The 25,312-nt window shown below is 40.9% G+C and carries 28 protein-coding genes; 23 read left to right on the top strand and 5 right to left on the bottom strand.

The features are described from left to right. The first annotated feature begins 126 nt into the window (after positions 1–126). Entirely contained in the window at positions 127–846 is a 720-nt protein-coding gene (locus tag FTT92_RS04740; protein ID WP_180171557.1) for a pseudouridine synthase, read from the top strand. A 137-nt stretch (positions 847–983) separates the two neighbouring features. On the opposite strand, the gene FTT92_RS04735 is transcribed toward FTT92_RS04740, so the two are convergent. From FTT92_RS04735 to FTT92_RS04725, 3 genes are all read right to left on the bottom strand, one after another. Then, positions 984–1,427: a GNAT family N-acetyltransferase gene (locus FTT92_RS04735; protein WP_078193684.1), complete on the bottom strand. Its 444-nt coding sequence runs from the start codon at positions 1,425–1,427 to the stop codon at positions 984–986. 97 nt (positions 1,428–1,524) lie between these two features. After that, entirely contained in the window at positions 1,525–1,872 is a 348-nt protein-coding gene (locus FTT92_RS04730; RefSeq protein WP_078193683.1) for a type II toxin-antitoxin system RelB/DinJ family antitoxin, read from the bottom strand. A gap of 112 nt (positions 1,873–1,984) precedes the next feature. Beyond that, a complete protein-coding gene (locus tag FTT92_RS04725) occupies positions 1,985–2,890 on the bottom strand; it encodes a pseudouridine synthase (protein WP_180171556.1) in 906 nt (301 codons plus the stop codon). Between the two features lie 135 nt (positions 2,891–3,025). On the opposite strand from FTT92_RS04725, the gene tsaE reads away from it, so the two are divergent. The 4 genes from tsaE to hfq all read left to right on the top strand — a co-directional run bounded on the left by tsaE (position 3,026) and on the right by hfq (position 7,042). Next, entirely contained in the window at positions 3,026–3,505 is a 480-nt protein-coding gene (gene tsaE, locus FTT92_RS04720; RefSeq protein ID WP_180109734.1) for a tRNA (adenosine(37)-N6)-threonylcarbamoyltransferase complex ATPase subunit type 1 TsaE, read from the top strand. Next, positions 3,495–5,507 carry a DNA mismatch repair endonuclease MutL gene (mutL, locus tag FTT92_RS04715; RefSeq protein ID WP_180171555.1) on the top strand — a complete coding sequence of 671 codons (2,013 nt, stop codon included), beginning with the start codon at positions 3,495–3,497 and terminating at the stop codon, positions 5,505–5,507. Before tsaE ends, mutL begins: the two co-directional genes overlap by 11 nt. 6 nt (positions 5,508–5,513) lie before the next feature. Further along, positions 5,514–6,458, top strand: a complete 945-nt coding sequence (gene miaA, locus FTT92_RS04710; protein ID WP_180171554.1) for a tRNA (adenosine(37)-N6)-dimethylallyltransferase MiaA — start codon at positions 5,514–5,516, stop codon at positions 6,456–6,458. Positions 6,459–6,550: 92 nt separating this feature from the next. Continuing rightward, a complete protein-coding gene (gene hfq, locus FTT92_RS04705) occupies positions 6,551–7,042 on the top strand; it encodes an RNA chaperone Hfq (RefSeq protein WP_180171553.1) in 492 nt (163 codons plus the stop codon). 152 nt (positions 7,043–7,194) lie between these two features. On the opposite strand, the gene FTT92_RS04700 is transcribed toward hfq, so the two are convergent. Both FTT92_RS04700 and FTT92_RS04695 read right to left on the bottom strand, forming a co-directional pair. Then, positions 7,195–8,502, bottom strand: coding sequence for a peptidylprolyl isomerase (locus FTT92_RS04700; protein ID WP_180155318.1), 1,308 nt, complete (start codon positions 8,500–8,502; stop codon positions 7,195–7,197). Further along, positions 8,502–10,973 (bottom strand): LPS-assembly protein LptD, encoded by a 2,472-nt coding sequence (locus FTT92_RS04695; protein WP_180171552.1) that lies wholly within the window; start codon positions 10,971–10,973, stop codon positions 8,502–8,504. Before FTT92_RS04695 ends, FTT92_RS04700 begins: the two co-directional genes overlap by 1 nt. A gap of 120 nt (positions 10,974–11,093) precedes the next feature. Here FTT92_RS04695 and FTT92_RS04690 point away from each other — a divergent pair, with 120 nt between their 5' ends. The 18 genes from FTT92_RS04690 to gspK all read left to right on the top strand — a co-directional run bounded on the left by FTT92_RS04690 (position 11,094) and on the right by gspK (position 25,250). Next, a complete protein-coding gene (locus FTT92_RS04690; RefSeq protein WP_180077623.1) occupies positions 11,094–12,107 on the top strand; it encodes an aminoglycoside phosphotransferase family protein in 1,014 nt (337 codons plus the stop codon). Further along, a complete protein-coding gene (gene murU / locus FTT92_RS04685; protein ID WP_180171551.1) occupies positions 12,107–12,796 on the top strand; it encodes an N-acetylmuramate alpha-1-phosphate uridylyltransferase MurU in 690 nt (229 codons plus the stop codon). Before FTT92_RS04690 ends, murU begins: the two co-directional genes overlap by 1 nt. A gap of 84 nt (positions 12,797–12,880) precedes the next feature. Next, on the top strand, positions 12,881–13,513 hold the full coding sequence (rsmG, locus tag FTT92_RS04680; RefSeq protein WP_180003083.1) for a 16S rRNA (guanine(527)-N(7))-methyltransferase RsmG: 633 nt from the start codon (positions 12,881–12,883) through the stop codon (positions 13,511–13,513). Between the two features lie 24 nt (positions 13,514–13,537). Next, positions 13,538–14,320, top strand: coding sequence for a ParA family protein (locus tag FTT92_RS04675; RefSeq protein ID WP_078188958.1), 783 nt, complete (start codon positions 13,538–13,540; stop codon positions 14,318–14,320). Next, complete coding sequence (locus FTT92_RS04670) at positions 14,317–15,204, top strand: ParB/RepB/Spo0J family partition protein (RefSeq protein WP_168378888.1); 888 nt, start codon at positions 14,317–14,319, stop codon at positions 15,202–15,204. Before FTT92_RS04675 ends, FTT92_RS04670 begins: the two co-directional genes overlap by 4 nt. A gap of 31 nt (positions 15,205–15,235) precedes the next feature. After that, positions 15,236–15,877 (top strand): MotA/TolQ/ExbB proton channel family protein, encoded by a 642-nt coding sequence (locus FTT92_RS04665; RefSeq protein WP_078188956.1) that lies wholly within the window; start codon positions 15,236–15,238, stop codon positions 15,875–15,877. A gap of 13 nt (positions 15,878–15,890) precedes the next feature. Continuing rightward, a complete protein-coding gene (locus tag FTT92_RS04660; protein WP_078193671.1) occupies positions 15,891–16,313 on the top strand; it encodes a biopolymer transporter ExbD in 423 nt (140 codons plus the stop codon). Then, entirely contained in the window at positions 16,313–18,040 is a 1,728-nt protein-coding gene (gene msbA / locus FTT92_RS04655) for a lipid A export permease/ATP-binding protein MsbA (protein ID WP_180007340.1), read from the top strand. Before FTT92_RS04660 ends, msbA begins: the two co-directional genes overlap by 1 nt. A gap of 3 nt (positions 18,041–18,043) precedes the next feature. Then, the gene (gene lpxK / locus FTT92_RS04650) at positions 18,044–19,057 is read left to right on the top strand and encodes a tetraacyldisaccharide 4'-kinase (protein ID WP_180171550.1); all 1,014 of its coding nucleotides are present in this window, start codon (positions 18,044–18,046) and stop codon (positions 19,055–19,057) included. Between the two features lie 3 nt (positions 19,058–19,060). Next, positions 19,061–19,822: a 3-deoxy-manno-octulosonate cytidylyltransferase gene (gene kdsB / locus FTT92_RS04645; protein ID WP_180171549.1), complete on the top strand. Its 762-nt coding sequence runs from the start codon at positions 19,061–19,063 to the stop codon at positions 19,820–19,822. 13 nt (positions 19,823–19,835) lie between these two features. Further along, positions 19,836–20,819 (top strand): DNA polymerase III subunit delta', encoded by a 984-nt coding sequence (locus FTT92_RS04640; RefSeq protein WP_111885062.1) that lies wholly within the window; start codon positions 19,836–19,838, stop codon positions 20,817–20,819. A gap of 15 nt (positions 20,820–20,834) precedes the next feature. Further along, entirely contained in the window at positions 20,835–21,176 is a 342-nt protein-coding gene (locus tag FTT92_RS04635; RefSeq protein WP_111885061.1) for a PilZ domain-containing protein, read from the top strand. 31 nt (positions 21,177–21,207) lie between these two features. Then, on the top strand, positions 21,208–21,981 hold the full coding sequence (locus FTT92_RS04630) for a TatD family hydrolase (protein ID WP_180022528.1): 774 nt from the start codon (positions 21,208–21,210) through the stop codon (positions 21,979–21,981). Between the two features lie 42 nt (positions 21,982–22,023). Then, a complete protein-coding gene (locus FTT92_RS04625) occupies positions 22,024–22,638 on the top strand; it encodes a TetR/AcrR family transcriptional regulator (protein WP_078193665.1) in 615 nt (204 codons plus the stop codon). A 9-nt stretch (positions 22,639–22,647) separates the two neighbouring features. Further along, a complete protein-coding gene (locus FTT92_RS04620) occupies positions 22,648–23,205 on the top strand; it encodes a type II secretion system protein (protein WP_180171548.1) in 558 nt (185 codons plus the stop codon). Then, entirely contained in the window at positions 23,195–23,587 is a 393-nt protein-coding gene (gspI, locus tag FTT92_RS04615) for a type II secretion system minor pseudopilin GspI (RefSeq protein ID WP_180171547.1), read from the top strand. The genes FTT92_RS04620 and gspI overlap by 11 nt, the downstream gene beginning before the upstream one ends. A gap of 46 nt (positions 23,588–23,633) precedes the next feature. Continuing rightward, positions 23,634–24,263 (top strand): type II secretion system minor pseudopilin GspJ, encoded by a 630-nt coding sequence (gene gspJ, locus FTT92_RS04610; protein WP_111885090.1) that lies wholly within the window; start codon positions 23,634–23,636, stop codon positions 24,261–24,263. 39 nt (positions 24,264–24,302) lie between these two features. Next, the gene (gspK, locus tag FTT92_RS04605) at positions 24,303–25,250 is read left to right on the top strand and encodes a type II secretion system minor pseudopilin GspK (protein WP_078193662.1); all 948 of its coding nucleotides are present in this window, start codon (positions 24,303–24,305) and stop codon (positions 25,248–25,250) included. Positions 25,251–25,312: the final 62 nt, after the last annotated feature.

Genomic DNA, 25,312 nt, shown 5'->3' with positions numbered 1-25,312 from the left:
AATAATCAATAGTGTAGCGCAGAAACATTAAAAACTGGCGTTCAAGATCATTTCCGCTATTTTTCCTGCAAGTTGGCTCGTTGTTCAGTATAAAATAGCAATATATGGTGTTTATTAGGTTGTTCTATGTTTTTGGAAAAAATGCTGCAATCACAAGGTTTTGGTTCGCGTAAATATTGCCAACAGTTGATTAAAAATGGTGCGGTCGAAATACACGGTGAGATTGTAGATAATCCAAAGCAAAAACTGGACTTAAATGATTTAACTTATAGTGTATATGGTCAGGACTATGTCTATCGTGAGCATATATATATTGCGTTAAATAAACCCAAAGGTTATGAATGTTCGCATCAGGCAACCCATCATTTCAGTGTTTTTGAATTATTTGATGATGTGCTGTTAAATCGTGGTCTGCAATGCGTCGGGCGACTGGATCAAGACACCACTGGACTGTTGCTGCTCACGGATGATGGTCAATATCTACAAGCACTGACACACCCTAAAAAGCATGTTGCCAAAGTGTATTCGATGCATACCGCAGATCCTGTGACACCTGAGCAAATACAACAATTAGAACAAGGCGTGGAGCTTCGAAACGAAAAAGGCATCTTCGCTGCAACCGATGTACAGCTATTGGCTTCACATCAATTACAAATGACTGTCCATCAAGGGGTATATCATCAAGTGAAGCGGATGTTGGCGGCTGTCGGCAATAAAGTTGAAACTTTACATCGTGCTCAAATAGGCCAATTAAAGCTTGAAGATCTGAATGAAGGTGAATGGATTTATTTGAATGCAGCGCAAATTGAACAATCGAAATTTCGTGAAAATCTAAATCCACAGTAATGGGTACTGGGCTTTGATACGTCATCATTTGAAGGATGAATGTGCGGTATTAAAGCCCCTTAATATGTCTGCAATCTACTGATCGAAAGATTCGTTTCTAATATGCGTTGATGATGTATTTAATGCCTAGCAGAGCATTAGCGAATAAAGTAATGATAGGTTTGAAATTCATCATCTTTAATGAAGCCCATCGATTCATAGAGTTGATGTGAGTGATAGTTATTTTTTTGAGTTTCGAGGCTGATTCGAAGCGCACCTTCATGTTGTGCAAAGAGAACAGCGGTATCGATCAATTGTTTGGCTGAACCTTGACGACGATATACAGGGCTGACATAGACATCATCTAAAATATAGTAGGTTGAACAAGCCACAGATGAAAAGCCTAAATACAGTAAGATAAACCCAGTAATCACTTCATCTTTTAGACAAATAAAAATTACGCTTTCATTATTTTCAAAACGTTGTCTTAGAAATTTATATGAGATATCAAGATTAGAAGAGGTACCATAAAATTGGCGATATTCATCAAATAAAACAGCAAGTGGATGAAGGTCTGCTTCTGTTGCGCGTCGAACGATCATTTTTTCTATACTCCATGCTATTTTTATCAGTCTTGCATGAAGCATATCGAAATTTCGAAATTGGTTGATTTATAAATTGTTTATAAATGCGACAGTGTTAAGTTTTGTCACCTTCACCCAAAATTGCATTGAGTTCTTCAAACAAGTCGAGATGATCATCATCTAATAATGGATCATTATTTAAAATTTCTAATTCAGCAGGGCTAATTTCAATGGTTGAAATAGCTTGGGCTTCTTGTTGTTTTAATTTGCGTAACTTAATCAATTGTTCAATATTGATATTTTGGTTTTCAATAGAGAAGGGGATCGATTTGGTTAAAACAACTTGTTTAAAGAATAGACGTACAGCCTGTGCAGGTGTAATGCCTAATTGTTTAAAAACGGCAAAGGCCTGTTTCTTTTCCTGTGAATCGAGACGGATTTGGTAGACTTCAGTTTTTCTCATATTCTTAGAAAGCTTTTAAATACTTAACTTTTCGCATTTATTCTAATCAAAACTGTTATAAATTCAAGAAAGTTTGGCAGTATTTTATCAATTTAATGTAATGACAATAGATTTACAGTGTCAATTCATAGGCAGAACTGAATTGAAAAGCCTGCTCTGTCACAGGATCGATAAACTTAAGCTGTTTCGCAAGTAGTTGTAAAGGTTGGCTGAAATCGTCATCTGCCTTATGTTGTACTACTGGATAAAAGGGGTCATTTTGAATTGGAATGCCCAAAGCATTTAAATGTACACGAAGTTGGTGTTGCTTGCCGGTATGGGGATTTAATTCATACTTTGCATGGTTTCCATGCTGCTGGAGGAGCTTAATGTATGTTTCACTATTAGGCTCACCATCTACCAGTTGCATTGTATAAAATGGCTGACCTTTTTCCATACGATAGCGAGTTGTGATTGGGAAATTTAAGTCATCTCGAAAAGCTGCAATGGCATGATAGGTTTTTTTAACTTGCCGCTTGGCAAACATCTGTTGATATAGCCCACGGCTTTCGACACATTTGGAGAAGAGAACCACACCGGCAGTTTCACGATCTAAACGATGAATCGGTGTCAGGTGTTCAAGCTGCGTTTGTTTTTTGAGTCGAACCAACAAGGTTTCTTGTACATACTGACCGGTCGGACTCATGGTGAGAAAATGCGGTTTATCGACCACGATGAAATGATCATTTTCAAATAAAATCTGATGCTCAAAGGGAACATGGATTTCATACGCTAAGAATCGATAATAATAAACATGACGATTTGCTTCAAAAGGACTGTCTATCGTTAAAACGTCACCATTAGCAGCATAGACTAGACCATCCTTAAATCGTTGTTGCCACTCCACTGCTTGGATATGAGGAAATTGCTCACACAAATATGTATAAACGGTAGAGGCTTGTGTGTGTTGACCGTCAAGGAAGACTTTGCTGGCACTGACACCATTGATCATCGGGGGAGTAAATTCAAAACTATGCATGAAGAAAGATCTAAAAACTGAGCAAATAAAGCAGAGAACACATCATGAAAAATGCTCAATCTATAGTGTGAACATATCCATTTTAGCCGGTGCGATGCTATCATATTTAATTCTTATGTACATGTTGTGAGTAATATGCAGTATTCATTCAGTCTGGAACTTAATAGTGAAGTCGATACCCAAAACTTAGCTACCGTACTGGCGACGCATTTTACGACGGGTGTAGCGTATTTAATTGGTGACTTGGGTGCAGGAAAGACCACGTTAACACGTTATTTTTTACAACACTTGGGTCATCAAGGTGCGGTAAAAAGTCCAACCTATACATTGGTTGAACCTTACAATATTCAAGGACAAGATATTTTTCATTTTGATTTATATCGTCTGAATGACCCCTATGAGCTTGAACTTATGGGTATCCGTGATTATTTAGAAACGCCGAACGCCCTATTTTTATTTGAATGGCCATCTAAAGGGGGCGACGAAATCCCTGCGGCTGATTTAATTATTAATATTGAAAAGTCTGCGGATGAAACCACTCGTACAGCGACTTTAAGCTATTCTTCAGAAACTTTGCAAAACGCTTTGGAGCAGAAATTTAACCATGCTGAATGAAATCAGTGCCCGCCGCATTCGAACGCTTGATCCTGCTTTAGCCAACCAAATTGCCGCAGGGGAAGTGATTGAACGTCCCGCTTCTGTGGTCAAAGAATTACTAGAAAATGCCATTGATGCAGGGGCGACTGAGCTGATTGTTCGTATTGAACAAGGCGGCAGTACACTGATTGAAATTATAGACAATGGTCGGGGTATTCACCCTGAAGATTTACCTTTGGCGGTCATGCGCCATGCCACAAGTAAAATCCAAACTGCTGAGGATTTACATGCCATTGTAAGTCTGGGCTTTCGTGGGGAAGCCTTGGCTTCGATCGCTGCGGTGTCTCGTTTGACATTGACCAGTAGCCAAAATGATGACGGTGTAGGCTATCAGGTCGAAGTAAATGGCACTGCATTTGATTCACAAGAAATTCAGCCTGTGGCAGCGACGCAAGGCACCACCATTCGTGTGCAAGATTTATTTTTTAATGTGCCTGCACGGCGTAAGTTTCTCAAAAAACCGGGGACTGAGTTTGGACATATCGAAGAAATTGTCCGTCGTTTGGCACTGACCCATTTTGATATACGTTTTGTCCTTGAGCATAACAATAGCATTAAGCTGAACTTGCCTATTGCAGATAGTGGCGCGCTGCGTTTTCAGCGGGTGCAGCAGTTACTAGGCCGTCAATTTACTGAAAATGCGTACTGGATGGATGCTGATAGCGTCAATATGCGTCTTAGTGGTTGGTTAGGTCATCCTTCAGATGCACGTGCGCAGGCCGATATGCAATACGTATATGTGAATGGACGTATCGTAAAAGACAAGACCGTTTCACATGCACTTCGGATGGCTTATGACGGTATTTTGCATGGACATCAACATGCCGCTTATTTGTTGTTTATGGAAGTTGATCCTGAAAATATCGATGTGAATGTGCATCCGACCAAGCATGAAATTCGGTTTCTAAATCAACGTGAAGTACATGAGTTTGTTCGTCATTTTGCCAAATCGACATTAGCGCAATTTCAAACCGCGACCGCCGAATTGTCATCTGCAATGAAACTTGATGGGCAGGCACACGAAAATATTATTCCGCAGCCGCGTCATCAGGAACAATTTTCATTACATCAACCTCAGCCAGTTGCAGAGCAAGGCACAAATTTTGTCAGTCCAGAGATCGCAGGTGGACTTACTGACTTTAGTTCGCCAGCAACGGTGCAATATGCTTCAAATCATGCGCCAACAGGTCAGGAAGCTTATACACAGCAATATTCAAATGCGTCGAACAATAGCACTGGATATCAGTCAAATATAGCGGGTTCCAGACAGCTCAATAATGCATTGCAAAGTTATTTAGCGCCTTTACGTCAAACTGAGTCGTTAAATGATCCGGATACCGCTTTAGCTGAACATATTCAGCAGAAAGTTGATGAGCATCCTTTGGGGATTGCCATTGCGCAATTGCATGGTATTTATATTTTGGCCCAAAACACCGAAGGTTTAATCATTGTTGATATGCATGCGGCACATGAACGCATTGTTTTGCAACAGATGAAAACAGCTTGGGATAAACCTGAGTTTTGGACATCACAGCAGTTGCTGATTCCTAAAGTCGTCAGTATCAGTCGGATGCAAGCGATGCGCGTCGATGAGCTCAAAGAACAATTGGCACGCCTAGGTTTAGAAATAGACCAATATGGCGATGAGCAAGTCATTGTCCGAGGTGTTCCTGCCATTTTGCATAAAGCAGACTTTGATGCGCTGATTCCAGATTTATTAAATGATTTAGACCCAAGTGATCAGGTTGCAGGGTTACTACAAAAGCGTGATCAAATATTGGCAGGCATGGCCTGTCACGGCGCTGTACGCGCACACCGTATTTTAAGTCTATCTGAAATGAATGCATTACTGCGTCAGATGGAACAAACTGAATTTGCCAGCCAATGTAACCATGGGCGTCCGACGTGGCGTGCGTTTCCATTGGCACAGCTAGATAAACTTTTTGCTCGGGGAGAGTAGTTTTACATGTCAAATCAATTGCCGGTCATCAACTTAATGGGACCAACTGCAAGCGGTAAAACCGCCTTGGCATGTGAGTTATACGAGCAAGGTGGATTCGAATTAATTTCAGTCGATTCTGCTTTGGTTTTTCAGGATATGGATATTGGTACGGCCAAGCCGAGTAAAGCTGAGTTGGAGAAATATCCACATCATTTGATTGATATTATCAGTCCGCTAGAAGTGTATTCGGCAGCGAACTTTGTGGAAGATGCGTGTGTACTGATTGATGATATGCATGTACGAGGTAAAACACCGATTTTAGTCGGTGGTACAATGTTGTATTACAAGGCTTTATTGGAAGGGTTGTCTTCAAACTTACCAAGTGCAGACTATGCTGTACGTGCTGAAATTGAAGCCAAAGCTAAGTCGCAAGGTTGGGATGCTGTATATGCAGAACTGTGCAATGTAGACTCATTGGCAGGTGAAAAATTTAAACCGAGTGATAAGCAACGAATTATCCGTGCGCTCGAAGTTTTTAAATTAACAGGTAAACCCATTACGCAGTTACAAGCTGAGCAACCTAAAAACGTACCATACCGTTACAATTTTCATAATTACGCATTATTGCCAGACCGATTAGAATTACATGAGCGTATAGCTCAACGTCTAAAAATAATGTGGGAAATTGGATTTTTGAATGAAGTGAAAGCTCTCATTGAAAAATACGATTTAGATGAAAATTTACCCTCTATGCGTTCAGTTGGATATCGTCAAGCTTTAGATTTTTTGAAAAATAGTGATCAAAGTAGCGAAAAACAGCGTGAAATGGAGGATAAGGCACTTTTTGCAACACGACAACTTGCAAAACGTCAATATACTTGGTTAAGATCTTTGCAAGAAACGCATAAATTTACTACATATTTAACTGCGCAGCAGGCTCAAGAAGACTTGCGAAAGTGCTACGGATAAAGCAAAATTTACAGACTACCTTTTTGATAATTTTTAATTGAAAAGTAAAGGTAGCTTTTGCGCTGATTTTTATTATTTTTTGGAGTTATAACATGTCTAAAGGTCAAACTTTACAAGATCCGTTCTTAAATTCTCTCCGTAAAGAACGTATTCCTGTGTCGATCTTCCTTGTCAACGGTATTAAATTACAAGGTCATATTGAATCTTTCGACCAATACGTTGTTTTATTAAAAAATACTGTAAGCCAAATGGTTTACAAACACGCTATTTCAACTGTTGTTCCAGCACGTAACCCACGTCCTGCTGGTGCTCCTGCTGGTGCTCAAGGCGCTGCCGGCTTCGGTGGTCAACAAGGCGGCTTCGGCGGTCAACAAGGTGGCTTCGGTGGTCAAGGTGGCTTTGGTGGTCAAGGTGGCTTCGGTGGTCAAGGTGGCTTCGGTGGTCAAGGTGGCTTTAGCGCTCAAGGTGGCTTCGGTGGTCAAGGTGGCTTTGGCGGTCAAAGTGGCTTCGGCGGTCAAAATGCTGGTTTTGATGGTGAAACTAAATTTGAAGATGCTCAAGACGACGAAAACAACAATCGTTAATTGAATTAAAAAAACCTCCCAAATGGGAGGTTTTTTTTGCCTATAAAAGAGTAGATTGTTTTCACAAAGGGTATGTAATAATTACTAAAGTGCTGAATGATGATAAGAATCGACATAAAAAACCAGCCGAAGCTGGTTTTTTGTTTATTCACTTATTTCTTTTTACGATCTAGAGTAGGATCTTTAATTTCAACATAGGCATTGTTGCGAATTTCACGTAACCAGCTGTCCAGTTCAGTGTCAAATTGACGCTCACCTAAAATCTGACGGGCCATACGTTCTTGTACTTCATGTGTCATATCTTGTTGACGTGTATCGGTCACTTGAAGGATGTGCCAACCAAACTGTGACTGAAAAGGCTTGCTGATTTCACCTTTCGCTGTTGATTTCATCATTGCTTCAAATTCTGGAACCATCACACCTGGGCTAACCCAACCTAAACTACCACCATTGGCAGCAGAACCAGTGTCATTCGAGAACGTTGAAGCCAAGACCGCAAAATCTTCACCCTTTTGCAGGCGATTATACAAGTTGTCGATCATTTGCTTGGCATTTTCAGGACTCACGACCTCAGATGGTTGAATCAGGATATGGCGAGTTTGGTATTGAGGAACAATGGCTTTTTGTTCTCCACTTTTACGGTCGACCAATTTTAAAACATGAACGCCATCACGTACTGAAATTAGTTCAGTGGTTTGACCAACTTGCAAAGGTGCTACACGTGCAGCAAGTTCATCTGGAATATCAGATAAGTTGCGGAAGCCCATATCGGCACCGTCAACTTTAATGTCTTTGGTGCTGTATTTGCTAGTAATCGCTTTTACATCGTTGCTTGCTGCAAGTTCTTTACGAATTTCTTCCGCGATTTTAACGGCATTATCACTGCTAGCTACACGTACATGTAAGACATGAACTTGATTACCTAACGCAGCTTGACCTTGTGGTGAGCTTAAGAAGTTTTTCACATCTTGGTCACTGATTTGAATGCGAGAAGTGACCAACTGTTGGCGTAGACGTTGTAAAGCGATGTCTTCAGCGATACGTGCACGTAAACCTGCATAGGTATTTGGTGCAACAGCATCTAATTTTTGCTGAAACGCTTCTAAGCTTGGAGAGCCGGCATCTTTCGCAACTTTAAGTACGGCTTCATTGAGTGATTTTTCATCCGCTTTGACGTTATAGCGTTTCACTTGTTCAAGCTGTGCTTGGCGCGAAATCAGCTGTTCTAAAGCTTGTTGCTGCAAGTATTCAGTCGGTGGGACGGTTTGTTTTTTTGCTTGAAATTGGTGAGTGATCTCGGCAATGCTTTGATCAAGATCACTACGTAGAATCACGCTATTGTCAACGACAGCTACAATTTCATCTTTAGGTTGCGCAGCAGCAAATACAGATACAGAAGTCGATAGGCAAAGTGCCAAGGCTGACGCTTTAAAAATTTGTTTTAACTGTTTTGTCTTCATTAACGTTCTGTCCAAGATTGATTAATATTGTTAAAACCCAACACTCGGTTTTCAAGCAAAGAGGTTAATTTATTGTTGAAGCCACCTAAACCTTTTAGGGTGAACTCCGCCATAATGGCACGTTTTGGTTTAACATCTGAAGATGTTACATCATCTAAATCGTTATAGTACGAACGACCATAAACTGAAACACCCCAGCAGCATGACTCGTAGTTCACACCAAGTAAATATTCACGCGCAATACTGTTGTCGAGGTCATATTGTGCATGACCAATAATACGCCAGTTATTGTGTATAGGTTGAATAAACGATGCTACTGCTTGGTCATAGCTGTCTTGGCGGTTAGGAATGTCTTTACGATAGAAATAACCGACATTGTATAAATTGCCTTTATTTCCTGTGTAATACATTTGAATATCGCGCTGAGCATTATCACCATTCGCCATCCATGCTGAATTGGCATTCACACTGATGCTGTCAGATAGTTGGCTAGAAATGCTCACGACAGGGCCGGTATGGCGTTCGGTATCAAATTTATCAGAGACGTTGTTCAGTGTGACACGACGGTCTTCAAAATAGAAACTTTGACCAACGCTAGCTTTTAAACGCTCAAGACCAACATCATCAAATAAACTATAGCTCAAGCCTAGAGATGCGAAGTTGTTGTCTTCTAAACGGTCATTACCATAGAACCGACGCGGACTAAATAACTGGTCATAATTAATTGACGCTGTGGTTGAGTCAAAGTTCGGGTTAGTGTCTTGGTTTTTGTATGGAGAATATGCATAGAAGAAGCGTGGCGTTAGGGTTTGTAGATAACGACCTTCGCGCTCCATCACAAGACCCGCATCTAAAGTAAATTGCGGTACAACGACCGATTTACTTTCATTTGATGAACTAATGTTTTGTGCATTAACGGTGTCTTGATCGTAAATCGTGTTAACGTTGCGAATAGACACTTCTGGTATTACAAAAGACCATGGGTTACGATAGTTATAACGTACACTAAAGTCGTTATAAATACGTGCGCCGCTTGGCTCATACATTGGCGAATCGCCAGTATTGCTTGGAATATTATTACTACGTAAGTTCTTTTTGAAGTAAGCCGTATCATTGTTAAATTCGTACTGTAAGCCGAGCGGATTACCAGTCTTGTAGTTCAGTAGGAATTGTGGCAAGCGCGCATATGGACGGTCTTCATCACTGACAGTTTTATCCAGTGTTTGGAAGTCTTCCACTTTAAGCTGTGCTTTTAGGCCAGGGATACCATTTTTATAATTGAGTTCCCATGCACGGCGTAAGTTCAGGTCAGTTTTTGAGTTTGGATTATTATTGAGATCTGAGAAATAGTCTTTATCAGATGCATAATTGTATTCTAAATTTGTCGTGAATTGATCGTTAATTTTCCAGTTATGTAGGAAATGTAAGTCTTTACGATCCTGATCATCATACTTTTGGTCGGATGGTAAATAACCACCCCACACCATCCCTGAACCAAAGTTTTCAGTGAGATAGCGGAATTCGCCTTCCATCATTGGACCGCGGTCTGCAATGTAACGTGGTGTGACCGTTGCATCATAGTTTGGTGCAAGGTTGAGATAGACGGGAACGGCAAGTTCAACACCACCATCATTGGTAAAACCAAAGCTTGGGGTCAAAATACCTGTGGTACGACGGTCATCAATCGGGAAGTTGAAATAGGGCACAGCCATCACAGGAACATCTTTTACATAAAGTGTTGTTCCTTTGGTTTCACCACGACCAGTTTCTTGATTCAGCTTAATTCTGTCTGCTTGAATTTTCCACGTTGGTTTTTCATCGGGTGGACAAGTGGTATAAACAGCGTTTTCTAATTCGAGTGTTTCAGTTGAAGTACGTGAAATTTTTTCAGCACGACCATGCGCATGTTGCTGTTCAGCAATAAAGAAGCTGTTATTTAAATCACCCTGTTGGGTTTTTAAATTGTAATCAATCGAATCACTTTGCGAAATCAGCCCAGATTGTGCCATTTGCACGCGGCCAGAAGCATTGGCATAGGTTTGGGTTTTATCAATTTTGATTTGATCGGCACGAATTTGACGACCTTCTTGGTCAATCAGAACATTACCTTCAAGAATGGAGTCGCCATTCGGGTCAAAATGACCATAGTCTGCGGTAATGGTAGAGGTTGCATCTTCAGGTGCGACTGCTTTCGTTGTTGGAGCAACTGGGGTAATCCAAGTGCCTGTACAAAACGCTGAACTTAATTGATTGGTGTTGCGAATCTGTGCTTCAGGTGCAGATTTATCGACATAATATTGTTCGAAGAACTGCTGCCCAGGGTAAGCTTCTGAAATGTTTTGTTTGAGTTGTTCTGTATCGTCATCCGTGGACGGGTTTGAAACAGGTGCTGCATAGCTTGGTAACGAGCTACCACATAGAAGGGTTAAGATCGCAGTCGCTAAAGGATTAAATTTAAACTGATGCTTCATTTGTCTCATTAACCAGGTATGCTTAATCGCAATTAATTATTGTCGCATCATAGAGAAAAAGTTGATAAGTAGCTACACTTAGCACTTTAAAAACTCAGCCTGTATTAGAATTTATCGCAAATGAATACACAACGTGAACAATTGATACAAACATGGATTTCATCTGTACTCGGTTCAGATCAATTTGAAATTAACTTCTTAGCAGGCGATGCAAGCTTCCGTCGTTATGCACGAATCAAATTGAATAATAAAACATTTATGCTCATGGATGCACCACCAGAAAAAGAAGATTGTGGTCCTTTTGTGTCGATTGATGAATTTTTTGATGCACATGGCGTGCGTGTACCACATATCGTGGCCAAAGACCTCGATCAAGGCTTCTTATTGTTAGAAGATTTTGGTGATGTTTTGTTGTCGACGCTGTTAAATGATCAAACAGTAGACGCACATTATGCTCAAAGTTTTAAACAGTTGATTCAATTACAGTCAATTGATGGTACTGCTCATTTTCCTGCATATACCTATGAAAAGCTGATTTCTGAAATGGAGCTGTTAACCGATTGGTTATTGCCATCTCTACAAGTGCAGCCTACTGAAGAAGAATCGGCACTTATTAAACGTACCTTTGCTATCTTAGCCAATGCTGCATTGGCTCAGCCTCAAGTGATTGTGCATCGTGATTTTCATAGCCGTAATTTGATGGTACTTGATGGTGAGCAAGATCAGGGTGTGATTGACTTCCAAGATGCTGTGATTGGTGCAGATACTTATGATTTGATCTCAATCACACGTGATGCCTATGTGCAGTGGAATGCAGATCGTGTTTATGCATGGTTTAAGACGTTCTATGATTTGCTACCTGCATCGGCTAAAGAAGGTCGTAACTTTGAGCAATTCAAACAAGACGCTGACCTGATGGCGATTCAACGTCATATCAAAATTTTAGGCATTTTTGTGCGCTTATTTGAGCGTGATGGTAAGTCAGGTTATCTCAAAGATTTGCCGCGTGTGATGTGGTATTTACTTGAAGAAAGTAAACCATATGCAGAATTACAACCTTTTATGCAATTTATTCGCGCTAAAGTATTGCCGAAATTTGAAGCCAAATACGGCACTTATGAGGTTGTTGCATAATGAAAGCCATGATTTTAGCTGCGGGTCTCGGAAATCGGATGCGCCCTTTAACATTGTATAAGCCAAAGCCTTTGCTTGAAGTGGGTGGAAAACCACTGATTGTTTGGCATATAGAAAAGCTAAAAAAAATTGGCGTAACTGAAATCATCATCAATTCTGCATGGCTTGCAGATATCCTGATTGGTACTTTGGGTGATGGTTCGCAGTTTGGTGTGAATATTCGCTGGACACGTGAAGTGGAAGGTCTGGAAACAGCCGGTGGCATTATTAATGCTTTACCTTTGCTTGGGACAGAACCGTTTATTTTGGTGAATGGTGACGTCTGGACGACCTACGATTTTTCGGCCTTGCTCAATGTTGAGCTAAAAGATGACTTGGCACACTTGGTCTATGTGACTAACCCAGCGCAACATCCAAAGGGTGATTTTATCTTGGATGCTGGGCGTAGTTATACCTTTGAGCAAGAACATGCAGGCGAGGCACTCACCTATAGCGGAATCGCAGTTATACATCCAAACATGTTTAATGGATTGGAAGCTGGCAAGCGTCCGCTCGCACCTTTATTGAAACAAGCTATGTTGGATGGAAAAATTTCTGCAGAGAAAATGCAAACTGCGTGGGTTGATGTTGGCACACCTGAGCGTTTAAGTGATCTAGATCTACAGATTCGCCAAGGCATGTACGATTAAGTGCATATTCGCTAAGCGTTAGCTACTGTTCCACGGCTTAGAAATCGGTATACTTCAGTTAATTTTTATTGAGATGTCTTCTTTATGCATCCTTTTTTTCAAGACTTAAAGCAAGGTAGTCAAAAGCTTGGCTTAGATTTGAGTGAAGAAGCATTAAATCTATTGCTGAAATACCAAGATGCCCTAGTGCTGTGGAACAAAGCGTATAACTTGACTGCTATTCGTGATCCTAAAGAAATGTTGGTTAAGCATTTATTGGATAGCTTAAGTATCCTAAATGATTTGCCTGCAGGTCGTTTATTGGATATCGGTACGGGTGGTGGCATGCCGGGCATGATCATTGCACTGTGTCAGCCTGAACGTGAATGTGTGCTTTTAGATGCCAACGGTAAAAAAATTCGATTCTTAAAACAATTTATTGCTGACTTAAAACTAAAAAATGTCATTGCGGTACAAACACGTGTCGAAAATGAAGACAGCATTAATGAACTGGGGCAGTTTGATGTGATTACCAGTCGTGCTTTTGCATCGTTAACGGATTTTGTGGATGCGTCTAAACCGTATATGCATGCGCAAAGTATTATCGCGTCGATGAAAGGCTTAATTCCTGAAGAAGAAGTTGAAACACTGAAAAGTGATTTCAAGATTGATATCGTTGCATTAAAAGTTCCACGACTTGATGAGCAGCGTCATTTAATTTTTCTTAAACGTATTTAAAATTTTCAAAGGACTGGGGTTACCATGGCTCAAATTATTGCGATTGCAAACCAAAAGGGTGGCGTAGGTAAAACCACAACTGCTGTGAACTTGGCTGCATCTTTAGCCATATTAAAAAAACGAGTTTTACTTGTGGACATGGATTCACAAGGCAATGCCACGATGGGTTCGGGCATTCAAAAAAATGATTTGTTGTATTCAGTCACGGATGTCTTACTTGGTGAAGTGCCGATTGAAACCGCTATTTATAAAGCGGAAGTGGGCTATAAGGTTTTAGGTGCAAACCGTGACCTAGCTGGCGTTGAGCTTGCAATTGCAGATCAAGACGGTCGTGAGTTTATTTTGCGTGAAGCGTTGGCAAGCGTCGAAAAAGACTTCGACTATATTATTGTCGATTGTGCACCAAGTTTAAGTTTGATCACTGTCAATGCACTTGCAGCGGTACGTGCTGTGCTGATTCCAATGCAGTGTGAATATTATGCCCTAGAAGGTTTGGCTGACCTAACCCAAACCATTGACCGTATTCAGCAAGCTTTAAACCCAGATCTAGAGATCGTGGGTGTGCTTCGTACCATGTACGATGCGCGTAATGCCTTAACACGTGATGTGTCTGCTGAGCTTGAACAATACTTCGGTCAGAAACTTTATGACACGGTCATTCCGCGTAATATTCGTTTGGCTGAAGCGCCTGCGCACGGTTTACCAGTGATTTATTTTGAAAAAAGCTCGAAGGGTGCAGTTGCTTATTTGAACTTGGCAGCTGAGATGTTAAAAAAAACCAAAGTAAAAAAAGGAACTAAAGCATGACCGTAAAAAAACGCGGACTGGCTAAAGGTCGTGGTCTGGATGCCTTACTCGGCTCAATCCAAAAAGAAAAACTACAGCTCGAAGCAAAAGCTTTAGATCATGGACAGTTAAAACAAATTGATGTGCATTTATTGAAACGCGGTGAGTATCAACCGCGTCGTTTCATTAAAGAACAAGATTTACAAGAACTTGCTGCATCGATTGAAAAGCATGGCGTCATGCAACCAATCGTCATTCGTCCTGTCGAAGATGAAAAGCATCCCTACGAAATTATTGCAGGTGAGCGTCGTTGGCGTGCGGCTCAGCTTGCAGGTTTAACCGAAGTTCCAGCCATTGTTCGTGACTTGAGTGACCAAGTGGCAATTGCCTTGGCATTGATTGAAAACATTCAACGTCAAGATCTGAACCCAATCGATCAAGCCATGGCTTTGCAACGCTTCCATGACGAATTTGGTTTAAGTCATCAAGAGATTGCTGACACGGTCGGTAAAGCACGTACCACGATTAGTAACTTGCTACGCCTCTTGTCTTTAGCGGATCAAGTCAAAGACTTTATGCAGCAAGGTTTGCTCGATATGGGGCATGCACGTGCGATCTTGACGCTAAAAGCCAAAGATCAGCTTAAAGTTGCTGAAATGGTGATTGAAAAAAGTATGTCTGTACGTCAAACCGAACAATTTGTTCGTGATTTGAATGCACCAAAACAACAGAAAGCTAAACCAAGTGTTTCATCAGACATTCAACAACTGACACAACGTCTCTCTGACCGTTTCAGTGCAGACGTGAAAATTGATCATAATAAACAAGGGAAAGGCAAGCTGGTGATTAGCTACCATACTCTTGAAGAGCTAGATGGCATTTTAAATATTTGTCTAGCTGAATAATTTTTAAATTCGATTTATTGGGGAAAATCAAATGTGGGAATTAGTCAAAGCGGGCGGGTGGTTAATGATCCCGCTCGTCATTTGTTCGATCTTTACGGTAGCCATTACCATTGAGCGTTTTATTCGTTTAAAAAAATCAATGGTGTTGCCAAAAGACTTGATGATGAATGTAAACACATCGGTGAAAGATGTGGTGCAGCAGCTAAAGCAAAGTCCAACTTTACAGCAAAGTACATTGGGTCGTGTATTGGGCGCAGGTTACGCTAGTAAAGATCAAAACGAGCAATATGCACGTGCGCAAATGGAAGTCACAGCGTCACAAGAAATTGGTTATTTAGAAAAAAATATCAACTTTTTGGGAACTTTAAGTGCTGTTGCACCGTTACTGGGTTTGTTGGGTACGGTGATCGGTATTATTGAAGCATTCTTAATGATTGATATAGGCACCAATAGTGATCCAGTGTTGATGATGCCAGGTATTTCTAAAGCCTTGATTACCACGGCTGCCGGTATGTTAATTGCTGTGCCTGCATTATTTGCGCATCGTTATTTCCAACGTTTGGTTCAGGAATATGTGGCTGAGTTAGAACAGCAGTCGACATTATTTCATGCCGCTTTGTTTTATAAAAAAACACCTGAAGTAGAAAGTCAGGACATTCAGAAAGCCAGCTGAGTGGAGACTGCGCATGAAATTTAAACGTCGTCAGGTTGAAGATATTCATATCAACCTCACACCGATGATTGACTGTTTGATGTTCATTTTGGTGTTCTTGTTGCTCTCGACCACCTTTAACCAGATGAGTCGAATGAACCTGACTTTGCCAGATGCACAGGGTGTTCCACCTAAAAACTATGATCAAAAGATTGAAGTTGTGGTGGATTCAACAGGACATTATTCTGTCAATGGTCAGTCATTGGCGAGTAAAGAAGTCTCTGATTTGAATACTGCAATTAAACAGACAGCCAATGATCGTCGTGATTTAATGTTTGTGATTGCCGCAGATGCAAAAGCAACACATCAGGATGTGATTCGGGTGATGGATGTTGCAGGTCAACTTGGATTTGTGAATATCAACATCAGTACCAAAGTTCCAACTCGAGGTTATTAGTGAAGCACGATTTTAAGGTCTATTTACGCCTATTAAGTTATTTAAAACCTTTTTGGGGAATCGGCCTGCTGGTTTTGCTTGGTTTCGGTATTAATGCTGCGACAGAAGTTTCTGTCGCAAAATTATTGGAACGCATTATTGAAGCCATTCAAAACAAAGATCAAAGCTTTACAACCTTATTTCCACTCTTGGTGGTTTTATTGATGTTCTTCCGTGGACTCGGTTTGTTCATGGGGGGATATTTTACCGCAGTGATTTCTCGAAACTTAATTTTTAATATTCGTCAGCAAGTGTTCGCAAAACTCATGCGTTTGCCTTCGCAATATTATTTAGATAATTCGAGCGGTCATATCACTGCAAAAATTATGTATAACGTTGAACAGTTGACGGCGGCATCGTCTGAGTCACTGAAAACGATTGTACAACAGGGTCTGATTACCATCGCATTATTGGGTTATTTGCTCTATACCAATTGGCGTTTAACCCTGTGTATTTTGATTTTTGGCCCAATTATTGGTCTGATCATCCGTAAAGCATCGAAGCGCATGCGTAAATTATCCATGCAAGTACAAAGTACCATGGGTGATGTTAACCATGTGGTGCAAGAGACAGTGCAAGGCAACCTAGTGGTGAAGGGCTTTGCAGGGCAAGATTATGAACAAAAACGTTTTTATGAAAGCTCGATGGAGAACTTACGCCGCGGCTTAAAAATGGTTGTGGTGCAGCAACTCAATAGCCCGATTGTTCAGCTGATTATGTCGATCGCGCTCAGTATCGTGATGTATATCGCGCTACGCCCAGAGATTTTACAAGATACAACAGCAGGTGAGTTTGTTGCCTATATTACTGCCGCAGGTATGCTGAGTAAGCCAATTAAAACCTTGACGGATGTCAATGAAAAACTACAACGAGGCATGGCAGCAGCTTATTCAGTTTTTGAATTGCTAGATATGCCTGAAGAAGTGAATAACGGCACGCTGAAGCCTGCTTTGAAAGGTGATGTCGAATTTAAAAATGTCAATTTGATCTATGCTGATGGTCACCATGCGATTCATGACTTCAATTTAAAAGTTAATGCAGGGCAAACCGTTGCATTGGTTGGGCGTTCAGGTGCAGGTAAAACTTCATTGGTCAATCTGTTGGTGCGTTACCAAGAGGTGTCTTCTGGACAATTGTTGCTTGATCAGCATGATATTCACGATATAGAACTCAATAGCTTGCGTACTCAGATTTCGATGGTCAATCAGCAAGTGGTTTTGTTTAACCGTACTGTGCGTGAAAATATTGCTTATGGACAGCTCGAGCATGCAACAGATGAGCAAGTCATTGCTGCTGCCAAAGCTGCATTTGCACATGATTTTATTATGGATTTACCGCAAGGTTATGACACACCATTGGGTGCCCAAGGTTTAAATCTATCTGGTGGTCAACGTCAACGGATTGCGATTGCACGTGCCATTTTGAAAAATGCACCGATCTTAATTTTAGATGAAGCGACCAGTGCGCTAGATAACGAATCTGAATTTTTCATTCAGCAAGCATTTGACGCTGCGATGCAAGATCGTACCACGATCGTGATTGCGCATCGTTTATCGACCATTGAAAATGCAGACTGTATTGTAGTGATGGATAAAGGGCGTATTATTGAACAAGGTTCGCATACAGAATTGATGGCACAACGTGGTGCATATTACCAACTTCATCAGCGTAATTTTGAGGAAAATTAAGTCATGTCTTTTGCACAATTGATTCAGGATGCTTGGAATGAACAGGCAAAGTGGCTCATTGTGTTTAGACCTTTGTCATGGCTTTATCGTGGCGGCTTTTTACTCAATAAAAAGCTCTATCAATCAGGTATTAAGCAAAGCTATAAAGCGCCTGTTCCAGTCATGGTCATAGGAAATATCACAGTGGGTGGAAGTGGTAAAACCCCATTGCTCATTCATTTGGTCAGTTATTTGAATAGCTTAAAGCTGCGTGTTGGTGTGATCAGTCGTGGCTATGGTGGTCAAGGACCATTTCCGGCTTATGTCGATTTAGACTCGACGGCTGAAATCGTGGGTGATGAACCGAGCTTAATCGTTCAGTCTACAGGTGTGCCAATGGCGGTCGGTCCAAATCGCCAGCAAAGTATTGAGTTGCTACTATCCAAGCATGAATTGGATTTGATCATCTGCGATGATGGTTTGCAGCATTGGGCGCTTCAACGTCAGTTGGAGTGGATCGTGCTGGATAATAACCGTGGTTTAGGCAATGAAAAATTATTACCCGAAGGTTATTTGCGTGAACCGAAAAAGCGCCTTGCCAGTGGAACGGTCATTGAACATTCAGCAGATCCAAGTTCTCCACTGAATATGCACCTAGAAGCGGCGCAGCCTTATTTGCTCAATAAAGATCTTGTGACGACATTTGATGCAAATAAAGATTTTTATGCTGTGGTGGGTATTGGCTTTCCGCAACGATTTTATAAAACTTTAGAAAATATGGGGATTCATCAATTTCAATGTCATGAATTCCCAGATCATTATGAATATGAACTGAGTGATTTGCAGTTTGAAGATGCCAATCCCATCATTACCACTGAAAAAGATGCAGTTAAAATTTTAGCGATCCTCAAAAATAATCCAGATTTTAAAAGAGAAATATGGGTTGTTCCTGTTGATGCAGTGTTATCACCTGCGTGTTATGAAACTTTGCATGCACAGTTGAAACAACTGGGTCTGAAACTTCCCGAAGGCATTTAATTTATGAAACATATTGTTATTCCTGCACGTTTTTCAAGTTCACGTTTACCAGGTAAGCCATTGCTTGAAATTCACGGCCGTCCGATGATTTTACGTGTAGTCGATCAAGCCAAAAAAGTTGCAGGATTCGATGATCTATGTGTTGCTACAGATGATGAACGTATTGCAGCAGTATGTCGTGCGGAAGGGGTTGATGTGGTATTGACCTCTGCAGAGCATCCATCTGGGACAGACCGTTTAAGTGAAGTTGCACGCATCAAAGGTTGGGCGAGTGATGACATTATTGTCAACGTACAGGGTGATGAACCTTTGCTTCCCGCTCAATTGGTAAAACAAGTTGCACAATTACTTGTAGATCAGCCGACATGTTCAATGTCGACACTCTGTGAGCCGATTCATAGTTTGGATGAGTTCCAACGTGACAGTATCGTCAAAGTGGTGATGTCAAAGCATAATCAAGCGCTGTATTTCAGTCGTGCGACTATTCCTTATGACCGAGACAGTGCAAAGCAAGCTGAAAAAACCTTGCATGATCAAGCTTTTCGTCATTTAGGTCTTTATGCATACCGCGTAAAACTGCTTCAAGAATATGTCACTTGGGATATGGGGGTGCTGGAAAAATTAGAAAGCCTTGAACAATTACGTGTTTTGGAAAATGGTCATCGTATTGCCATTGCTGTGGCAGAAGCGAACCTACCACCGGGCGTAGATACTCAAGCTGACCTTGATCGTTTGAATCAAATGGATGTTTCAAACTTCGAATAAGGTTAAACGATTTATGCAAAATGACATTGTGGCGCAAGTGTACCCTTGGCAGAAAAATACATGGAATACATTAACCAGCCGTTTTCCACAATTGGGACATGGCGTGCTTTTGTATGGCAAAAAAGGCTGCGGTAAAGAGGCATTTGCAAAACAATTTCTTGCATGGGTGCTGTGTCAAAAACGTGATGAGCGAACTGAGCCATGTGGTGAGTGTGGGAGTTGCCAGTGGTTAAAGTCAGATACACATCCAAATTTTGTCCACATCAGCACAGATGAAGACAATAAAAAGCAAAACGCCAAAATTAAAATCGAAAAAATTCGTGATTTATTGCCCTTTGTGCAGCAAACTGTAGACGGTTGGCGAGTTGTGTTGATTGAGCCCGCTGAAGCATTAAACATTGCGTCATCGAATGCGTTGCTGAAAACGCTAGAAGAGCCGGGTGAGCGGATTGTGATTATGTTGTTGGCAGAGCATTATTTGAAATTGCCGGCAACCATTCGCAGTCGTATGCAGCACTATGCATTGGATCGTATTGAACCCGAACAATCACAGCAATATTTACAGCAGCATTTGCCCGATAGTGGTGAAACCCAGCGCAAAGTTCTCATGAACTTAGCCAGTCAAATGCCATTACAAGCGATTTCATTGGCAAGTAGTGAATGGCTAAATATGCGCCAAGAGTTTCTACAAGATTGGCAAAAACTTGTGACACAAAAAAACATGCCGATGGCAATTGCGACCAAGTGGAATAAAGCACTGAGTTTTAGTGATTTTAGTCAAATGTTTGAATACTTGTTGTCCGATATAATTTGTGTCAAGCTAAATCAATCCATAAAAAATATAGATTTGGATTTTGGGGTGTTGGCAGAGCAATATTCGCTCGAAACACTCTTTGGGATTTATACAGAATTACAGCAGTCTAAGCGGTTCATCGAGCAGAACGTACAGGGGAATCTGGTCGTAGATGAGCTTTGCATCAAACTGATGAATGTTTAATTAAGGGGAAACATCATGCAACCACGTATGGGCGGGATTGTTCACGCTAATATTCCAGATGTGGAAACACTTTTTGCGAGCTACATGCCTTATGTCGTTGGTGGCGGTTTATTTGTACCATCAAAGCAAGCTGTGAAAATGGGTGATGAGGTTTTCTTATTGGCGACTTTGCCTGAACAAAGTATAAAAATTCCTTTGACAGGAAAAGTGATTTGGATTTCGCAAAAGCAAAATGGCATTAAACCACAAGGCTTTGGAATTCAATTAAGCGGCGAAAAAGGCGTTTATTTCAAAACAGAAGCAGAACGTTTACTTGCAGGGCTTAAATCTGAGGGGCGTAGAAGTTACACTATGTAGTTACAACAGTGAAGACTTGTAGGTACATATTGTGTTTGTAGATACCCATTGCCATTTAACCATGCTTGACTTAAGCCCTTATGAGGGTAATTTAGATCTTGCATTGGATCAGGCTCGTCAAGCCGGGGTCTCAAAATTTATGAGTATCTCGGTTGATCTAGATGACCATATCGAACTTTCAAAAATTGCTTCACGCCATGCTGATGTAGGTTATTCTGTTGGGGTGCACCCATGTGAAGATCCTGCAACGATGGCTCGGGCAACAGAAGAATATCTCATTGAATTAGCACAACCTGAAAAGGTTTGGGCGATTGGTGAAACAGGGCTAGATTATTTTCATAGTACCGACTTTGTTGCAGAGCAAAAAGAATGTTTTGCCCGCCATATTCGCGCATCGCAAGCCGTGAAAAAACCGGTGGTTGTACATACTCGTTCTGCAAAGCATGATACGGTGGATATTATCCGTGCAGAGAAATCCACTCACGGGATTTTGCATTGTTTTACTGAAGATTGGGAAACAGCAAAAGCGGTCTTAGATTGTGGTTATTACGTGTCATTTTCAGGCATTGTTTCTTTTAAAAATGCACAAGATTTGCGTGATGTGGCCAAGCAAGTGCCACTGGATCGCGTGCTGATTGAAACAGATAGCCCATACCTTGCACCGATGCCTTATAGAGGAAAGTCTAATGAACCAAAATACGTTCCTTATGTAGCCAAAGCCTTAAGTGATGTATATGATAAGTCAATTGAAGAGATGGCTTTCATTACAATGCAAAACTTTGAAAATCTCCTCAATCTTAAGTAAATAATTTGAATTGATATAAGAGTAAGAGAGTATAGGGTGAAGATGGATCGTCAAGCTCAGTTTAGAGCAAGAGAGGCATTAATTTTCCAAGTGGCAGAGCAGCTGCTATTGGAAAATGGCGAAGCAGGGATGACACTAGATGCGCTAGCGGCAGAACTCGACTTGGCAAAAGGGACGTTATATAAACATTTTCAAAGTAAAGATGAACTATATATGTTGCTCATTATTCGTAATGAACGCATGTTATTGGAAATGATTAAAGACACCGATAAAGCTTTTCCTGAACACCTTGCTTTCTTTATGTTGCATCACTTACATCACCCAGAACGTACAGTGTTGTTTCATCAAATTGAAGAGCGTTTATCGACAACGGGTGTGGGTATTCAACACTTGTTTAGTGAACTTTATCAAGTGCGCAAACAACGCCTACGATTGATCATTCGTATGACTGAGCATTATTTGGAGTCGATTCAAAGTAGCATGCCAGTACGTGATTATCTTGCTTCGATTTGGTCACTTACACATGGCGCTGCAGCAATTTTGAACTCTAGTTTTTATCAGCGTTATTTGGGTTCAAGAGACACCTTGCGGGTTGCTTATATTGATCAAGCCTTGGCCTTACCAAAACAAGTGCATGCGGTTGCTCAATTCGCTTAAAGGCTGCTTATGAAAAGTGCATCACCATCATCGGTTCGTGGCTTCACCCTCGTAGAATTGATGGTGGTGATTGTGATTATGGGCATCATGGCCTCATTGGTGCTTTTGAATATCGGTGGGACAGATCAACGCAAAGCCATGCAGGCACGTGAAGTGTTTGTGATGGATCTAAAACGAATTTTACGCGATGCAAATGATCAAGCTTTGATATTGGCCCTACAGCAAAAAGCTGGAACGGATATCAACACCCAAAGCTATGCGGTACAAGAATATTTACCAGAACAAAAACGTGTAGAAAATAGTATTTTAAATCAGAACAATAAATGGCAAAACTATAAAAACTTTGAAACCCGAGTATTACCTGAAAATGTCTCTTTTACGATTCAGCCTTTAGACCAGCAGTATGAAAATGCCAATAATGATGATTTGTTAAATACCAATGCACCTAAGTTGATTTGGTTGGGCAATGGTGAGGTAAAGCCTGTGCGTATACAGTTTTATTTTGAAGAACGTGCCATTGGTAATGAAATCGAAATCGATCATTTAGGGAAAGTCAATGCGGGCTAAAGGATTTACGCTACTTGAAGTCATGGTGGCATTGGCGATTTTTGCGACGGCGGCAATGGCTTTGTCTAATGTTGCGATGCAATATACACAGTCGACAGCACATGCAATTTTAAGAAATAAGGCACAATTCGTCGCGTTGAATGAAATCGCTAAGATGGAAATCAATCGTGAATGGATGACAGGTACTGCATCTATACAAGTCACTGAACAAGGCGAACAATGGCAAATTGACAAAAAAGCCCAAGCCACCATTAGTCCAAATGTACAACGGATTGATATCCAAGTGAGTTTGATGAATGCTGAAACAGGCGATGTTGAAGCAGGGATTAGTAGTTTAGTGTTCTTTAACTATAAGGCTCCATTGGATGAAAATAATAACTAGAAAAAAACGTACATCTCAAGATATGCCTGTGCTTGTACAGCAAGGAATGAAGAATCAAGCAGGATTTACCTTAGTTGAGCTTTTGGTTGCGATTGCTATTTTCGCAGTGCTGTCTGCTTTGGGTTGGAAGGTTTTTGATTATGTCTCGAAAGTGAAGGAGCGAAACGCAACCCATGAGGCAAGGCTTAGTCAGTTGCAAGATGCCCATCAGCAAATTCTCAGAGACACAGTACAAGCTGTGCCCTTAACTGCCAATATTAATGGAGATATCCAACCAGCGTTAGTATTGCAAAATGGCCGATTTAATTTCAGTAAGACAGGTGTCACTGATCCATTAAATCAGGGCATTGCACCTGACGAGCGAGTGGAATATCAATACAAAGCTGATGAAAAAAAATTGTATCGGCTAAAATTTAAAAATCTCAACCAAACGGGGCATGATCAGCCAGATTCGAGTGTTTTACTGGATAATGTTGAACAATATAAAATCACGGTACTCAATCCAAATGAGTTAGAGAATTGGCCAGATGCTGCCGCTGATTTGAATAATGAAAAAACCATACAACTGTTACCGCGGGGTATCAGGATGCAGCTCACAGTTGATGGGACAAACTACGAATGGTTATTCAGTTTGTTAAATACTGATTTTTTATTGGATAAAAATAAGAATGGTTAGCGGTCAGGTAGTAGAGGCATTTGAAGTTCGGAGTTGCTTATGAAACAGCAACGTGGCATCGCTTTGTTAACTATCCTGATGATGGTAGCTTTGGCAACCATAGTTGCAGCAGGCATCGCAAAACAACAAGCCAATACTTCTGAAAATACCGCTTATGTGATGCGCCAAAATCAATCGATGTTATATGCGAAAAGTGCTGAAGCATTTTTTGCTGAACTTTTGGTAAATGATGCCGAAAATGCAGGGCAGGTGGATCACCTCCAAGAAAATTGGGCTCAGCCTATGCCAGCCTTTCCTGTGGAAGGTGGAACTGTTGCAGGTGTGCTCCAAGACGAATCTGGAAAATTTAACCTTAATAGTTTGGTTTCAGAAGAGGGTGTAGTAAATGACAAAGCAAAATTATGGTTTGAAAAAATATTGCAGCGTGTTGGTTTACCCGCAGAATTAAGTCAAGCCGTGATTGACTGGCAAGATGAAGATGATGAGACTTCTGGCCCGATGGGAGCAGAGCTGGCGTACTATCGTGGTTTAAATAATGCGGCACTACCGCCAAATGCAAAATTTCATAGTGTGGAAGAACTGAAATCAGTCCGTGGTTTTGAAGGTGCTCAATATAAACTGATTGCGCCCTATGTGAGTAGCTTGCCCTCGCATGAAACAACGGTAAACATTAATACCGCTCCTGCATTTTTGTTAGCGACTATGGATGATCGTTTAGATGTCAATGCAGTTGAGCAAGCTTTGCAACAAAAAGCTGCCAAATTTGAACATTTCGAAAATATCAATGATTTATGGGCAATGGAGCCATTTGCACAGGTGAGCACAGAAAATAGGGAAGTTTTAAATTCACAATTGGGTGTGCAGTCGAACTATTTTAAAGCGCAAATTGAAATTATTTTAAATGAAAGAAAGCGTCAATTTACCAGTGAGTTAGTGCGAAAAGATAAAGATGTATATGTAGCTTTTCGCAGTATGGCACCATTTTAGGTCTTAAAGGTCGCTAAATTTTCATGATGCCTTTTCCCAATTGTGCTGAATAGCAAAATTAA

It is taken from the genome of Acinetobacter sp. YH12023, assembly GCF_013420135.1.
GTDB classification, from domain to species: Bacteria; Pseudomonadota; Gammaproteobacteria; order Pseudomonadales; family Moraxellaceae; genus Acinetobacter; species Acinetobacter amyesii.
This window is presented reverse-complemented; position numbering and strand designations above follow the sequence as displayed.